The 16,969-nt window shown below is 50.5% G+C and carries 13 protein-coding genes; all 13 read right to left on the reverse strand.

Annotated elements, in window-relative coordinates:
- Positions 1–218: 218 nt before the first annotated feature.
- Positions 219–629 carry an IS30 family transposase gene (locus tag HXS65_RS17690; protein WP_176494227.1) on the reverse strand — a complete coding sequence of 137 codons (411 nt, stop codon included), beginning with the start codon at positions 627–629 and terminating at the stop codon, positions 219–221.
- A 1,582-nt stretch (positions 630–2,211) separates the two neighbouring features.
- Entirely contained in the window at positions 2,212–3,141 is a 930-nt protein-coding gene (locus HXS65_RS13915) for a hypothetical protein (protein WP_176494200.1), read from the reverse strand.
- Between the two features lie 2 nt (positions 3,142–3,143).
- Positions 3,144–3,599: an adenylyltransferase/cytidyltransferase family protein gene (locus HXS65_RS13920; protein WP_176494201.1), complete on the reverse strand. Its 456-nt coding sequence runs from the start codon at positions 3,597–3,599 to the stop codon at positions 3,144–3,146.
- Between the two features lie 19 nt (positions 3,600–3,618).
- Positions 3,619–4,788 carry a discoidin domain-containing protein gene (locus HXS65_RS13925; protein ID WP_176494202.1) on the reverse strand — a complete coding sequence of 390 codons (1,170 nt, stop codon included), beginning with the start codon at positions 4,786–4,788 and terminating at the stop codon, positions 3,619–3,621.
- 23 nt (positions 4,789–4,811) lie between these two features.
- The gene (locus HXS65_RS13930) at positions 4,812–5,822 is read right to left on the reverse strand and encodes a hypothetical protein (RefSeq protein ID WP_176494203.1); all 1,011 of its coding nucleotides are present in this window, start codon (positions 5,820–5,822) and stop codon (positions 4,812–4,814) included.
- A gap of 104 nt (positions 5,823–5,926) precedes the next feature.
- Positions 5,927–8,779, reverse strand: coding sequence for a glycosyltransferase (locus HXS65_RS13935; protein ID WP_176494204.1), 2,853 nt, complete (start codon positions 8,777–8,779; stop codon positions 5,927–5,929).
- 40 nt (positions 8,780–8,819) lie between these two features.
- Positions 8,820–9,905: a chain-length determining protein gene (locus tag HXS65_RS13940; RefSeq protein WP_176494205.1), complete on the reverse strand. Its 1,086-nt coding sequence runs from the start codon at positions 9,903–9,905 to the stop codon at positions 8,820–8,822.
- 133 nt (positions 9,906–10,038) lie between these two features.
- Positions 10,039–10,947, reverse strand: a complete 909-nt coding sequence (locus HXS65_RS13945; RefSeq protein ID WP_176494206.1) for an ABC transporter ATP-binding protein — start codon at positions 10,945–10,947, stop codon at positions 10,039–10,041.
- Positions 10,944–11,774 (reverse strand): ABC transporter permease, encoded by an 831-nt coding sequence (locus HXS65_RS13950; protein WP_176494207.1) that lies wholly within the window; start codon positions 11,772–11,774, stop codon positions 10,944–10,946. Before HXS65_RS13950 ends, HXS65_RS13945 begins: the two co-directional genes overlap by 4 nt.
- 26 nt (positions 11,775–11,800) lie before the next feature.
- Entirely contained in the window at positions 11,801–13,516 is a 1,716-nt protein-coding gene (locus tag HXS65_RS13955; protein WP_176494208.1) for a polysaccharide biosynthesis/export family protein, read from the reverse strand.
- A 140-nt stretch (positions 13,517–13,656) separates the two neighbouring features.
- Positions 13,657–14,085, reverse strand: a complete 429-nt coding sequence (locus HXS65_RS13960) for a DVU3141 family protein (protein ID WP_233593289.1) — start codon at positions 14,083–14,085, stop codon at positions 13,657–13,659.
- 62 nt (positions 14,086–14,147) lie between these two features.
- Positions 14,148–16,064, reverse strand: a complete 1,917-nt coding sequence (cysN, locus tag HXS65_RS13965; protein ID WP_375782215.1) for a sulfate adenylyltransferase subunit CysN — start codon at positions 16,062–16,064, stop codon at positions 14,148–14,150.
- 150 nt (positions 16,065–16,214) lie between these two features.
- On the reverse strand, positions 16,215–16,969 hold a 755-nt coding region (gene cysD / locus HXS65_RS13970; protein WP_176494210.1), incomplete at its 5' end, for a sulfate adenylyltransferase subunit CysD.

Consider the following 16,969-nt stretch of genomic DNA (forward strand, 5'->3'; position numbering starts at 1 on the left):
AACCAGGGAAATCAGCAACCACACGAGTACATAGGAACCATACAACCATCTGAAATAGGTTAAACCAAGGCTTGTAATTAGCATTTATTTCCTGCATTTAAGTAATATGCACAGCACCTGCAGTATTCAGGCCTCCTAAGGATTCCCCCAAGAAACACCTGAGCCGACGTCCTGTAGCCGAGCCGATTTCGAGGACGGTCATTCAGCTTTCAACCACCTTACGTTGCTCTGCATTGCTGACCTAGCGGAAATCCGTTCGCCGTATCATACCAATTCGTATTCTCATAGGTCCCACGCTGGCCAGAGCAGTAAGGATCGCGGAAGTAAAACGCCGCAGTCACGGCCTTAGCAACCGCTTCGTGGCCGGCGAATTCCGCGCCATTGTCCAGCGTGATGGCCTGGCCCACTCCCCGACGCGGCTTCAACAAGCAGATCATGGCTACCTGCGTCGACTCGACTGATATCTTAGGCAGTCGTGCCGCTAGTAAATAGCCATTGCGACGCTCTACCTGCGTGGCCGGGCCCAATTGCTTGTGGCCCTGTATCATGGTGACGCCTTCCCAATGGCCGATAAAGCACCGGTCATCAATCTCATCTGGGCGGTGCTCGATACCGACTCGGTTAGGAATCTTGCCCTACCTGGCGCTCTTGGCGTGCGTGCAGTGCTTACTGGGACATTTGGGCTGAAGTATATACCACCAAAGGCCACCACCCTGAGGCTTGTCGTCCCAGATTAAAGAGTAGATCCATTGATAACTGACAGTGACGGCGATCAAGGGCGCCATGCAGCCGCTGATTTGCTGTAGGCTCCACTTCCCACGTAGCAGACCGGCAACGGCGGCCATTAAGCTTGGAAGGCGCTTTGTACCTTGGAGGCAGTACGGCCCCGATGATAACCGAGTGTCAGAGCCTGCTCGGGATCATAGTTATCAGCGTTGGCGTTACGGTAAATTTCACGGCTGATCGTGCTGCTATGCAGGTTCAGCTACCTGCGGATCTGGCGCTGGCTGATTCCAAAGTCATAGCGGGCGTGAATCTGGTATCGTTAGGTATCAGATTCCGCGTGATTGATTACCCGTCTGTGAAAAGCCCGGGCCGCCTATTTGCCAATCTTTAATGGCTAATATCGGTGCCTGGTGATGTAGTACTTTCTGCTGGATGCAGTGATTGTAGAGTCAACAATAACGATTGAGTGCCTGTCCCTCCCTTGAATCGTAACGTCGAGTCGCAAGCATACCCCCGATACGGCCATTGAAGCGCTCGACCATCCCGTTGGTTTGGAGATCCCCCGGACGGATGAATCGGTATTCCACATGTTGCTATCCATAGGCCTGGTCGCAGAGGTGGCTTCCTGTCAACTTCCACTCTGTCCGACGTGAAACGACCAGTGAAGCACTTTCCATTGGCTTCCAGCATCTTCTGGACCTTAAACGGCAACTTGTCGATAACGCGTTGGAAAAACGCCCCTGCGTCCTTCGCTGACTGGCTGAAGCGTACCACAAGATAGACCCAGCGCGTGGCGCGGTCGATGGCTACGAACAGGTACCGTGGTTGGTTCTCATCGGGCATCTGCGGCAGGTACTTGATGTCGGTATGCAGATCGCCCGGCTCGTGGTCCCGAAAGGCCTTGAGTGTCTACTTGTTGTCCTCCTAGTCCAGGCATGCCAGTCCAGTAGACGTCGGCACCTGCTTTCTTTTCAGCACTCGGTGCAAGGCAGCTCGGGCAAGGGTCAGATGAAGAAAATCAAAAGCCACCACGAAGAGACCATCTAGCCCCAGGCAAAGAAACCTTCTGGCTGTGATAAGCACTTATTCCTGCTCCTGTTAAGGGTGACCAGGAGGTTATGACACGTGCGGGGACAATCTTATACAACGACTCGATGTCGCCACCAGCGGATAGTCATATCGCTTACGCCAAAGTACTCCGCCAATACAGTGTCCGGATGTGGGCAGGAGCGACCAGAATCTCGGCACTAATCTCGGGTGTGGTAGGCGCTTGCTGATATAGCTTGATGTCCACGAAGCCTTTCCTGGATAAATTGCTTGATGAGCTCACGCCAAGCTAACAAAGGATATCTTTGTTGTGAAATCCGATCATCCGGCCCCCTACAAACAGGGAAGTTTTTATTTATAGTTAAAGGCCCTACTAACCATAAAAAGAACAAATAAAAAGGATAGCTAGAATATAAAGATAAATCTAAACCTGCTATATTACAGGAATAACTTAACCATTGCGGAGTGATAAATAGGCGTAAGCAAGCTAACATCGAAATTTTTATCGCATCTATCAGCTCGAGTAATATAGAGCTTATGAATATCATCAAAATTCCATCCTAACACTTCCTTTAATTTATTTTTTGTTAACTCACTTTCATGTTTTGAAAAAAATGGATCTTCAATGAAATTGTCCCCCATGAGCAAACTATCACCGTAGTAGTCAGAAATAGCCTCTTTCAAGACTGGTAAGTCTTTGTCAATGGATAATTTGTTCGCGAGTCTTTTTATTTCTGCATCTTTAGCAGTTACTCCTAAGTTGGTTCTATTTGAGTCCATTTCATCATTCTTAACATTCACCCCTAGGCTTATATAAAAATCCGAAACTATATTACTTATATCATCAAATCTCTTGACTATTAAGTTTTCGCCGAAAATGCTTTTTAAACTACCTGCAATCTTACAATAATTGAAAGCGCCATGGCTATTGACATTATAGAAACATTCAAACGGAAGCTTATTATTACGACGAAGGCAGAACTCTCTATAGTAGCTGCGTATAAAATTATTCCAATTTCTAAAATAAAATATAGCTGTACATTGTATCCCTTTTCGCTGCAAAAGTGAGACTAAAAATAATAATTTATCATGTGCAGATGGCCTGGACCAAGCTTCACATGATATGATAAATTTACTACAGTTTGATTCGGCAACCTCATTTAAAAGAGAATAACAGTTATTCTTCCAAGCATTAGTATACACTAATAAAGAATGTCGATATCCAACTTCAGGCTCATTAACGTAAAGACCACTACTTGCGTACTTGATTCCGTAGCTCGCCAAAAGCTCAGTGCTGGAATATAGGCTATTCTGAATAGTGCTTGTACCAGTTTTATGTAGCCCTACATGGAAAAAAACTTGTTTCATAATTATATGCTCGATATCATTTTTTCTAATTTCCGCAATGTGTTTAATGCTTGTTGTTTCCTATCTTGATGTTCCATAGCAATAAATGTCTTTATATCAGTTGTTGAGATAGAGGGAGTCCTTGGAAGATAAATAACATCGGCAATTTCATTCAAATAATCAAATTCACCAGTCCAATCATCTCCCATAGCAAAAACATGAGCGCCTTCTCTTATAATATCTTCTTTCTTTTGCTCCCAACATCTCTCAGGAAAAACTTTATCTACATATCTGCATGCTTCCAAAATCTCCTTTCTTTGCTCATAAGTATATATAGATTTCTTTCCTTTGATATGGTTGAACTCATCACTAGATAACCCAACAATTAACTCGTCGCCCAAAAAACGTAATCTAGCAAGTAATTTAACATGACCAGAATGAAACAAGTCAAAAGTGCCGTAAGTTATAACACGCTTCATAATTATCACACCATTAAATTCAATTAAGTAATTCTTCGTATTCTTTAAATGCTCGATGCCAATCAAACTTCCAACTACTATCAGGCTTATCCCAGCTCTCGCCGTAATTTACTTGGAGAAATTTAACTATATTATTTGGTACTGGCAGCTCAATATCTTCATAATAAATACTACGCAGAGGGAAGATGTCTTTTATACCCAGTGTGGATTTCTTAAGTGGACTAACTTGTATCAAATCATCTTCTCTCCAACCTAAGAAAAGATCAAAACTAACCCCTTGACGTCCAACTCTTAAATTCACATTACCTTTAGATAAATTTGCATTCCAACCATTATCAATTAAAAATTTTCTGACTTTTTGTTTAGTAAAACATAAATCATCCTTATAAACTTGATCCAAAACCAGTACAGCATCGTAATCGTCATCATGTAATATAGGATGACTATCTCTATACATTCCTAGCAAAGTTCCTGAAGTGATAAAACAATTACCGAGACCAGCTTGCTCAAGCTCATCAAATAGTTTAAGTATTAATTTGAAATTGTCACTAATTTCTTTTTTTGAATAAAATCTGAAAGTTTTTGCTATACCGTGATTGGTTAATTCGAGTCCACGAGTGTAAAAAAATTCGTTAACATTTTTTCTAACTTCTCTATAAGCTTCCTTTTGACTCTTGATAATGTTTAAATTTTTTTTAAGTCGGTAGAAATCAAAGTATCTTGCGGACAAGTATATTTTATCCTTTTTATCTAACGCTCCGTTCAATTTGAACTTATAATGCTTCCAGTTATCATGAAATGACTTCCAAGTATTATCTTGATCTTGTACTTGAACATTAACACTATAGGATCTAGGGCTTTGGCCACGATTATATATTTCTATTCTACTTAACTGCAGTGGTGATGAAAATGTAACTATTAGCTCAGGGTTTTTTTCTTTTTTAGTAGAAAAGCCACGCTTACCAGTTAAGATATTGGTAGGTGCATTTTTCTCATTATCACCAAATAAAGAACTTGATTTTATCGAACTTACATTAGTAATACTATCTCCTTCTTTATCAAACAACAGAACTTTACTAAGCTGTAGGAACTCGGTTGTTTGTAGTGAAATTTTTACAGACTTAACTAATTCATCGATGATTACAACAAGCGGGCTTTCGCTACTAAATTCAACAAAATTATCAATCATATAGTAATGACCTGTCAAAATAATCAAATTTTTAAAACTTTCTCATAAAAATTATCGATATTACCCTTCAATCTTTCAGTCTTGGATGAAGCAATTGGATTAAAAATCCAGTCACTATCAGGGAGTAAATAGGTTTTCTCGACATCCTCATATGAAGTGGTTTCTATAATATTATTACCATATTTGCCAATAAATAAATTATCTAAATGTTTTATAGTAAATGCGGACCCCATATTTACCTCGGTATAACCTTCTTTAATTATATCTTCCACGGCAGCAACATCAGAACAATTAGGATTATTTTTCACATAATCTAAGAAAGCAGTTCTAACGAAGTGATTAACCTTTTTGTTTGAATGAGAGTACATTGAATTTAGCGCCCTAATAAGCTCAATACGAGCGTAAGCTAACGATTTATTTATTTGTACGTTTTTATCTTTTCTGAACTCAATCTTTACATCTATCAATGATAACAACTCAATAAAGATATCTCTTTTCGCGTATTCGTAAAAACTATAATCTAATATTATGATGGATTCAACACCAAAAGAATCAGCATAGACATCTAATATCTTATTTTTATTAATAACGTTACTCTGAAAAGGCTTTAGTATATGCTTATAAGCGTATTCCCCCCACGATAAAGTATAACCATGCTTTACGTCTTCTTGCCAATTAGACACTAGTAAATCTGAAATTCTTCTTGAAAAAAATATTATCTTGGTGTTGTAACAACTTAAATCTTGTTTAAGCTGATTCACTGAAACACTATCAAGGCGGTCGAAATTCTCTGAGGAAAGTATGATGTCATCAGTATTATCGCCAATCAAATTGTTTAGTAATGCCTGAGCTTGCACAAACTTTTTTGTAAAATAAAGCTCTGCTAATCTATGATGAGCAAAGTTTTGCGTATATTCATCACTAGGATAATTTAATCCAGCTTCTTTAAGCTGAATTTTATTTTCATACAAAGCTTTTTGTATATAGGTAGAGCCAGTTTTATGTGGCCCGATATGCAAGTACACTTTTTTCATAAAGACCTCAAAGTCTGAGACATATAAAGACCATATCGCTTAAAATTTAGGCTTTTAATTTATAAAGTAGAAGAGGGCCCCACCCCTCTTCTACCTATAAAGATTCACACTGATACAAGAGGCTTTCTAGAACTCGGTGGATATATCTCAATACTTTCAAGTGCCTTAGCCATTCCTTTTACCCCGGAATTAAAGCCAAAGTTATTTCGTGCCAATGAAAGCGCATTATCACTAACCTGCTTCCAGCGATGTTCATTTTCATAAAGCTCAGCAATGGCCTCTACCCAAGCTTGAGGGGCTTCCACAATCATGGCACTGACGCCATGTGATAAACCGGTCGCTTCTGCCGCTACAGGAGTCAACACCTGCGGGATTCCTGCTGACATAGCTTCCAGTACCTTACCTTTGATGCCCGCACCAGATAGTAAGGGAGCGACCATCACACGAGCACTTTCAAAAACATCATCAAGGTTTTCAACAAAGCCTTCAAGAATCACATCGTCAGAGGCATATTTCTCGAAGGAAGCGGGTATTGAGCTACCATAGATATGGAATGCAACCCCCGGGAGGCGTTTACGCAATAGTGGCATGACCTTTTCGACAAAGAACTCCACTGCTTCTACGTTAGGAACATGACGATATCCTCCAAGGAAGGCGATACCAGAGCGAGCTTCATACGGAGTCTTGTGTCCTCGACCATCCAGGACCCATGGGCAGATATGCAAGTTATCAGCTTGCAAATTGTGGCTCATGATGACGGCATGTTCAGTCGGGTTATAAGACAAGATAGCGTCAACTTGACGCATCAATGCCAATTCACGATCTCTTGTTGAAAGTGGACCCGATAAGTCTTTCTGCTTGGAAGCCAAGGCGGCACGTAATTCACGTAAGAAGTGCAGATCTGCGTTATTAAACAAGACTTTGGCTGAGGTGAATTGCTTGACCGCTGGGAGATGGCGTTCTGCAACGTCATAACGAGTGATATAGACAACATCGAATTCGTTACCACGAGATTCAAGTACTTGACTCACCGAAGACTGGAATGGTGCGTAGAAGCACTCTACCCCCATCTTTTGCAAAGAATCCGTATACTTGCCCATATGTGCCATATTCTCGGACACGAAACTGACTTTGAAGCCATTAGCCTGCAACATGCGAATTTCTTGTATTGCAGCATACGAGCCAGCATCATGATCGGGCCGTGGCACTGCATAATCAATCATCAATACACGGTAGGCTACACCACGATCTTTGTGGAATGGTACATTAGCGAATGAAGGTTGTCCGTTAGCCATGTAACTATCAACCCACTTGGCACGGAATTTGGGTGCATTGATCACCTGGTTCTTCTTGATACCCAGACTTTCATCACGTCCATTGCTCATGCCTTCAAAATGTACAACTACCGAATACGGTGCGTACACAGTTTTATAGCCATGATCACGAATCTTGAAGGCGAGATCAGTATCCTCATAGTACGCCGGTGCAAACTCGTCAGAAAATCCTCCAACTTCCTCCCAAACGTTCCGCGGTACCATCAACGAGGCACCGGAGAGATAATCCACCTGTCGAGCATAATTCCATTCAGGTGCCTGTGAATTACCTTGATTGCCCAGGTTCCACGGCTGCCCGTTGCCCCATACGATGCCACCCGCTTCCTGGAGCTTGCCATCCGGATAGATAAGTTTCGAGCCAACCATACCAACACCCTCAAATCGATTGAAGGTGCCAATCATCTCATCCAACCAACCGCTAGTGACTTCGGTGTCATTGTTGAGCATGACAACATATGTCCCAGAGGCTTCCTTGACAGCCTTGTTGCAATTACGCAAGAAACCCAAGTTATGCTCGTTTGTAATCACACGAACATTCTTGACAAGTTCAGATAACTCAATCGTCTTATCAGTAGAACAATCGTCAACCACGATAACTTCGTAGGTAGCCTTGTTATATGCCAGAATTAACGAAGCCAAGCTATGATATGTCAAGGAGAATTTGTTATGCACTGGGATTACAATTGTGACATCCGGAGATTTCACTGCGGGAAGCGATAAAACAGGGTATTCTTTCCTGCCTTCATACCCCTCAATCATGACCTCATGCGCGATCATGATATTTTTGACTAAATCTGGATTTTCTGAATTAGCCTGAATCTGACGTTGAAATGAATCGTAGCGATAGCCTGATGTACGGGACAATACTGAATAGTTCAATTCTTTCGCGCTGGATGTCAGGTGCTCCCATGGTGTGATAATACTCGGAAATACATCGACATAGGTCGCTTCCGCCTGATGTTCACCTAGCAAGCTTATTGTCAAGGCATGTAACTGACCATCGCACAGGATTTTCGGTACAGGAATATTGAATGCATATAAACCACTGTCTTTTTTCACTGCACCGGACTGACCTATTACCTGGCCATTACTATCAAACAGGTTGAATCCCAAGTGATCACTATCCAGTACAGCGCCCCTCAACTCTCCTTGTAAGTGCCCCCATTGCAAGCCATGAAATTCGAAGCTGATAGATTCCGGGTAATTCAATAGCAGCGGTACATCATTAAGGGCTTTACCAGTTTCTGCCTCCATCAGCATTATAGAAAATTGTTCACTATCGATATCTTTTGAGGCAGGCGATTTTATCTTCAGCTCAAAGGCATGCTTTCCGTCACCTTTACCAGCTACGAGAAGATCATGTCGATAATTTTCAGCGACCGTCTCACCTAGTAATTCATTACCAGAGAACGCTTGTATCATTAGACGTTTATCAGGTCTTGCTGGGACATATGCCCACCCATGGATTGATCCACCTTCTATACTATCGATAAAAGATTGAATCATTTCTGACTCTGTTACATCTATAACATCGACATCTGAAGCGATTTTGTCTTTATTGCTGACAATTACGTCCTGCTTGATCACTTCATTTTCGAGAGTTCCATTATCGAAATGTTTCATCCCAAACCCCTGCATTTTAATTATGGCGTTACGACTAACATCAGTCTCTATGATCCTTCACGATCATGACCAGCATACTGAAGATGAAGCCGAGGAAGATCATGACCAATCCGAAGATGGTCACGTTATAAAGACGTTCCGGTTGTTCCGGATATTCCGGCAAGATAGGGCTCTGCAGAATGCTCACCTGCTTCAGCTTGCGCGCCGCTTCAATACGGGTATTTTCCAATGCAGCCAAGGCGTTGGAATAGGTCTGCTTGGCAAAGTCGGCGCGCAGTTGCAGTGTCTCATACTGGCTGGAGACACTGTTGAGCGCATTGCCGGACTGGCGAGCCAGGCGTTCCTTCTCCAGGTCAATCTGCTTCTTGAGAGCGTTGATCTCGCTTTCCACACGCACCATCTCGCTGGAACGCTGACTCTGATAACTTGCCAAGGCGCTTTTGCGTGCCTTGTAGGTGGCTAGCTGGGCTTCCAGTGAGGAGACGACGGTGTTAAGGCTTTCCACTGTCTGGGTCGGGGAGACCAGGCCGTTCTTGTTCTGGTAATCCAGCAGGTCCTGCCGGGATTGCTCAAAGTTGTCTTCCAGCAGAGAGACCTGCTTGTCGAGGAATTCCACTTGATCTTCCGCCAAACGCTGCCCCATCTCATTCATGTGGCGTTCGCCTTCCTCGAGCAGCAGTTTGGCAAACTTCTGTGCGAATTCCGGTGTCCAGGCCTGTACCTCGACATTCAATACACCAGAGTACTCATCCATTTCCACCGAGATGCGCTTCAGGTAGTAGTCGTGGAGTTCCTCGATCGGCGCATCGGCATCGCCCAGGCGGGCAAAGACGTCACCGTGCTGGCTGTAGTGAGACCGAAAATCGAGCTTTTCCTGTACCTTCTTGAGCATGTCCACGCTCATCAGGTACTCGCGGAGCAGCAAGAGGTCACTGTCAGTCTGACTACCGGACAGCAGCGAGCCGAAGCTGACTTCGCTGGACGCGCTGACCTGTGGGCTTTCAAGCACCACTGTCGCCTTGGAGACGTAGCGGTCGTCCGCCCATACCAGCCAGTAGAAACCGACGAGTACAATGGACAGCAAAACGACGGCCCATTGCGGATAGCGTTTGATAAATGAGGTCATGCGTATTCCCGTTGAAGGCGCTCACCGAGTGCACCGGCGGCAATGATGTGAAGTCGATGGGAGTCGTGTGATGCGTGCGCTTGAGGGCGGCGGGTGCTGAACGTTTCTGTGTGGCCATTGCACGAGGCGAAATTCACTCGCCTTGTGCGTCTTTGGTGGTGCGCGAAGCCCTGGCCTGACGAGATTCGATTTCCTCACGCACTTCCCGCAGTGCTTGCCGTGCGGCACGCAGGGCATCACCGTAAGGTTTCTTCTCGCGCGGCGGCAACGTTTCCGCAGCTTCTCGAGCCAGCTTGGCATCCTCCATCATGGCGCGACGTTCCTTGCGCAGCTTCTGCAGCGCCTGCAGCGTCATCTTGTCGAGCTGAGGGCCATCGCTGTCCGCGTGATAGGCCTTGATGGCGTCATGAACGCTGTCATACCAGTAGGCCCGCCCTTCTTTCAGATAGATGCCGGCCTGACATAGCTCCTTCAGGATGCCTTCCCCATGCGAAACCATGATGAGACTGGCCTGGCCGACCTTGTCCTTGAAGGCTTTGGAGGCCTTGGCCTTGAAGGAGCGATCCCCCACCGCCGTCGCCTCATCGGAGAGATAGACATCGAAATCGAAGGCCAGAGACAGCCCGAAGTTGAGGCGGGAACGCATGCCAGAGGAGTAGGTGCGAATCGGCTCGTCGAACGCCGGGCCGATTTCGGCGAAGTCCTGCACGCGTTCGATGATGCTGTTGATGTCGTATTCCGTGCCATGCATGCGCGCGACGAACTTGACGTTCTGGCGACCAGTCATGCTGCTCTGCAGACCGGCGGCCAGTCCTATCGGCCATGACACCTTGGAGTGGCGTATCACCCGCCCCTTCTGTGGGGTATCCATGCCGGCAATCAAGCGCAGCAGGGTCGATTTTCCCGCGCCGTTGGCCCCCACCAAGCCGACACTGACACCTGTCGGGATGATGAGATTGATATCCTTCAGCACCCAGTGATCATCACTCTGGCTGTAGTGCGAGTGGTAATAGCGCTTGGAAAGATTCTGGATTTCAATCATTGGCTTTTCAGGCGCTCCTTGAATCGCACGTGCATCAACAGCCCCAGCGCGAGTGAAGACAAGGTCCATGCCCAGAAGTAGGTCAGGCTGGTGCCATGTACCACCTGATAACCTTCAAAGAAGCCGTGACGGATATATTCAAGCCCGTGAACGATGGGGTTGAGCATCAGGTATTCCAGCAGGTAATGCGGCAGTTGGTTGAGCGGCATGATGACGCCGGACAGAATCAGCAGTGGCATGTTGAGCATGCGGATGATCTTGCTCACCTCAGGGACCAGCGAGCCCAGTACGGACGTCACCAGGCCGAGCCCCAGCCCGAACAACCAGAGTGACAACCAGCCGCCAAAGGCCTGAAAGCCGTTGTCAGGGCGAAAATCCGTGCCCAGCATCAGGCCTCCCACCATGAACAGCAGGAAGATGACGGTACGGATCAGTCCATCCAGCACGTTGCGTACCAGCACGCCGTCGATGGGATGCACCTGTCGATAGGCGAATAGCGCCTTGTTGGCATTGATGGCGCCCAGGCCCTGCATCATCCCCTCGCGAATCAGGAAGAAGCCCATCATGCCGACCAGCATCCAGGGGATGAAGGGGGCATTGACGATGAGCTTGTCACCCCGAATGAAGCTGCGAATGCCGATCATCACGAGCAGTAGCAATGCCGGCTCCGCAATCATCCAGAACCAGCCCATGCGATCAGTCATGGTGCGGCCGATGGCTTCACGCATGAACATGGCGAACCAGACACTGCGCGTCACGGCCCAGGCGGAACGGGCCTTGGGCCCGCTCTTGTTGTCACCTGTAGAGTGATTCGATGGAGGGTTCATGTCACCGTTCATGTCACTGGCCATGATCAGAGGTCTATCGCGACTTTGGTGGCGACGGCGACCTGATAGAGAATCTGCGTGATGCTGGTGGCCAGCTGCAGATTCTTGGTCGGCGGTTCCGGTAGTACCAGAATCTGGTCACCCGAGCGCAGCTCGACTTCCTCGGCACGGCGTACGGCGCCGTTCTGGCGCACCACCAGAATCTGGTCTTCATCCGCGTGCTGGGTGAAGCCACCGGCACTGTTGATGTAATCCATCACCGTCATGCCCTGGGTGTAGACCACGGCCTGAGGCACTACGACTTCGCCGCTGATCAGCAAGGAGTCGCTGACTTCCGGAATGGTGATGACATCGCCGTCCTGCAGACGCACATCGGCGATGTTGCCGTCGTCACGTGCCACGACCAGACGCCCGGTCGGCTCTTCCTTCTTGGCCTGCTCGACGAACTTTTCGATCATCGCGGCTTCCTGGACACGAAGCTCGGATTCCTCTGTCGTCGAGGAAGACGCGCCGAGATAGGTGGCTTGAAGACGCTTGAGACTGTCCTGCAGTGCCTGCGCCTGCTGTTCCTTGACGCTTTCGCGGCGGATGGAAACGCTCTGGTAGTCGGTCAGCCCTTTGGGCACGCCGACGGCGTTGAGCAATTCGCCCAGATGAGCATCCCGCGGCAGTGCATAGCGTGAGGGTCCATAGAAGCTGCCTTCCAGCTGCACGACGATGGTCTCGTCACGCTGGTCGGCACTGAACAGCACTTCATCCCCGGCACGTACGTCAGCGCCACGGAATTCCGCCACCGGCAGATAGCGCGAGATGGGGCCATCGGAGCGCGAGCCGCGCAGCAGCACGTGCGAGACACCGGACTTGAGGCGCGCCAGATTCAGCACGTCTTCGCCGCTCAGGCGGGTATCGGTGAGTTCATAGCGATAGTCACGCTCGACATCGCCCACCACGCTGATGGCCGGGCCACGCTCCTCGACGACGACGGTATCGCCATCGCGGAACTGCGGACGGGCGATCTCGCCGTTGATCAGGAAGTCATAGAGATCGACCGTATTGATGACGCGGCCGTTGCGCTTGATCTTGATCTTGCGGTAGCTGCCCAGTGCCTGGTCGATACCGCCGGCCTGATCCAGGAAATACAGCATGGAGTCATTCGGCGTACCGGCATAACGGCCCGGATTCTTGACGTAACCGGTGACGAAGACCCCCACCGGCTGTACGCCCTGCAGATTGGTATAGACGCTGACATTCTCCGGATACACCTCCTGGATGGCGGCGCGTACCTTGCCGTCCAGCTGGGCATTGGTGGTGCCCTGCACTCTCACCGGGCCGATACCCGGCAGGAAGATGTTGCCCTGCGCATCCACCGGCAGAACAGACTCCATCTCCACGCCACCCCAGACGCGCAGGGTGATCTGATCACCCGGCTTGATGGTGTAGCTGCTGTTGAGGCCATCGGCCATCATGCCGCGGAAACCACCGGTAAAGAGGTTTTCGCCGAACGGCGGCAGAGAGTCGGGGTCGGTCTGCTCCCGTGAGGTCAGCGGGCCGTAGGTGCCACTGCGCCAGTCGGCGCGCGCCTTGTCTTCCACACTGTCCGTCTTCTGCGGAATGCTGGAGGCCTGGTCGTCGCTGGACAGGATGGAACCACCGCCCAGGCCGGCTGCCATGGCAGGGCTGGCGTTCAGGCACGCTACCGCCACCAGGCACCCGGCCCGGAGCAAGAATCTGGAAATTGTCATCGGGCTAGGCCCCTCGTAGTGCAGAAATGGTGCAGTGTTGATCAGGGATGTCAGTACCGGTCACGCCAGCCTGTCCCTGTTGTCGTCGGTTCACGCTGGTCCCGAGGCGGGCCTGTCAGCGAGAAGGTGCCGCAAGCGCATCAGCGCGCCTCTTCCAGCAGGCCGGTCACCAGTCGCTGGGTCACCCAGGTGCCCTCGCCGGCCTTGCCGTCATTGCTGGTACGACAGGCCAGCTCCTTGCTCGGCAGATCACGACTGTTGGAGACCGTCAGCTCGCGACAGATACGCCCGCTGGCCGCGAAGTAGCGCTCATGGGCGACCACCTCGACATTGCTGCCCCAGGGGCTGGTCGGCACGGCAATCACGCTGCCGGGGGCGGCGCTGTCGAGAAATGACGAGACATCCGCCGGCAGCGACGCAGCGCCGGTCAGATTGGCCAGGTTGGTGCTGCCGGCACCGGTGGATTCCGGATAGGAGGTTGCGCAACCGGTGATGGCCATTGCCAGGCCTGCGACTGCCGCGAGACGCACGACATGCGGCAAGCGCTGTTTGAATCGGGATAAAGTCATATGGAAGTCCTGAAACGGCAAACGCCCCCGCCTTGCGACGAGGGCTGATCGGCGTGAATGCATCAGCCGATGACGTTGTAGTGCTTGAGCTGACTGACCAGCTTGAGTGCGGTCTGCTCGAGGCTCAGTTCACCCGTGTTGATCTCGATTTCCGGGTTCTCCGGCGCTTCATACGGGGAGCTGATGCCGGTGAAGTCGCTGATCTCACCCGCACGCGCCTTGCGGTACAGGCCCTTGGGATCGCGCTCTTCGCAGACGCTGATCGGCGTGTTGACGAAGACTTCGATGAACTCGTCAGTGCCGACCATGTCGCGCACGGTCTGGCGATCGGCCTGGAACGGCGAGATGAAGCTGACCAGGGTGATCATGCCGGCATCGACCATCAGCTTGGCGACTTCGCCGACACGACGGATGTTCTCGGCGCGATCATCCTCGCTGAAGCCGAGATCCCCGCACAGGCCGTGACGCACGTTGTCGCCATCCAACAGGTAGGTGTTGTAGCCCATGGCGAACAGCTGACGCTCCAGCGCGTTGGCGGCGGTGGACTTGCCGGCGCCGGACAGGCCGGTGAACCAGATGATGCAGGGCTTCTGCTTATTGCGTTCGGCGCGGCGCTGCTTGGTGACCGCCATGTCGTGCCACACGATGTTGCTGGCACTCAGGGTCTCCTTGACCATGCCCGCACCGATGGTGATGTTGGACAGGCGATCAATGAACACGAAGCTGCCGGTATGTGGCGAACGCTGGTAGCTGTCCATGGCCAGCGGCTGGGTCAGCTCGACCTGCACGCGGGCGATGCCATTGAGCGGGATGTTCTCCGCTTCATTGCGCGCCATGGTGTTGACGTCGGTCTGGTGAATGATGCGCCCGACGCGACCGATGACACTGGAGGTACCGAGCTTGAGCTCGTATTCCTTGCCGACCACCAGCGGGTTCTCGTGCATCCACACCACGTCCGCGGTGAAGGCGGTGCAGGGCTCCATGTCGGAATCCACCGCCACGATCATGTCGCCGCGCGAGATGTCGATCTCATCGGTCAGTGTCAGCGTGACAGCCTGGCCCGGCCAGGCGATGTCGAGATCGCCGTCGAAGGTGACGATACGCTCGACCGTGGAGGTCTTGCCGGACGGCAGTACCTTGATCTGCTGGCCCGGTGAGACAGTGCCGGCGGCCAGGGTGCCGCAGTAGCCACGGAAGTTGAGGTTCGGACGATTGACGTACTGCACCGGGAAGCGCAGGTCGGTCAGGTTGCTGTCCTCGGTGACATCGACGGTCTCAAGGATGTCCATCAGCGGACGCGCTTCGTAGGCGGCATCGTCATACCACGGGGTATTGGCGCTGAGAGAGACGACGTTGTCGCCTTCCAGTGCGGACAGCGGCACGAAGCGGATATCCGGGACTTCCAGGTCCTTGGCGAACGCTTGGTAGTCCGCGACGATCTCGTCGAAGCGTTCCTGGGAGTAGTCGACGATATCCATCTTGTTGACCGCGACCACCAGGTGCTGGATACCCAGCAGCGAGCAGATGTAGCTGTGGCGGCGGGTCTGGGTCTGCACGCCATAGCGCGCATCGATCAGGATGATCGCCAGGCTCGCGGTGGAGGCACCGGTGGCCATGTTACGGGTGTACTGCTCGTGCCCCGGCGTATCGGCGATGATGAACTTGCGCTTGTCGGTGGAGAAATAGCGATAGGCCACATCGATGGTGATGCCCTGCTCACGCTCTGACTGCAGACCATCGACCAGCAGCGCCAGATCCACCTTGCCGGTGGTGCCGCTCTTCTTGGAATCACGGGTGATGGCGGCCAGTTGATCTTCGTAGATCATCTTGGAGTCATGAAGCAGACGACCGATCAGGGTCGACTTGCCGTCATCCACGCTGCCGCAGGTGATGAAACGCAGCAGATCTTTCTGCTCGTGTTCCTTGAGATAGGCTTCGATGTTTTCCGCGATCATCGTTGACTGGTGTGACACTGTCATTCTCCCTGAACCCGGTCTGTCCGGCGCGAGCCTCCCATGAGGCTTCCAGCGCTGCGAACATCCCGTGTCCTGTCAATTTCGTTGAGTCTTGCTTGCCTGACATCGTGCAGTAGCCGTTGCGGGCTAACGCAATACTGATGCGCCCGCCGCTTAGAAGTAGCCTTCGCGCTTCTTCTTCTCCATGGAGCCTGCCTGATCGTGATCGATGGCACGCCCAGAGCGCTCGCTGGTACGGGTCAGCAGCATTTCCTGGATGATTTCCGGCAGGGTCGCGGCGGTGGATTCCACGGCGCCGGTGAGCGGGTAGCACCCCAGGGTGCGGAAGCGCACGGACTTCATCTCCGGCACTTCGCCTTCCTTGAGCGGCAGACGGTCGTCATCGACCATGATGTCGAGGCCGTCACGCTTCACCACCGGACGCACGGCGGAGTAGTAGAGCGGCACGATCTTGATGGACTCTAGGTAGATGTACTGCCAGATGTCCAGCTCGGTCCAGTTGGAGAGCGGGAAGACGCGGATGGACTCGCCCTTGTTGATCTTGGAGTTGTAGATGTTCCACAGCTCCGGACGCTGATTCTTGGGGTCCCAGCGGTGGTACTGGTCACGGAAGGAGTAGACACGCTCTTTCGCGCGTGAAGCTTCCTCGTCACGACGCGCACCGCCAAAGGCCGCATCGAAACCATGCTTGTCCAGCGCCTGCTTCAGCGACTGGGTCTTCATGATGTCGGTGTACTTGGCGCTGCCGTGCTCGAACGGGTTGATGTTCGCCTCGACACCTTCCTGATTGATGTGCTCGATCAGTTCCATGCCGACTTCCGCGGCCATCTCATCGCGGAACTTGATCATCTCCTGGAATTTCCAGGTGGTGTTGACGTGCATCAGGGGGAACGGCGGCACGCCCGGCG

Origin of the sequence: Cobetia sp. 5-25-4-2, assembly GCF_013374075.1 — a bacterium.
GTDB classification, from domain to species: domain Bacteria; phylum Pseudomonadota; class Gammaproteobacteria; order Pseudomonadales; family Halomonadaceae; genus Cobetia; species Cobetia marina.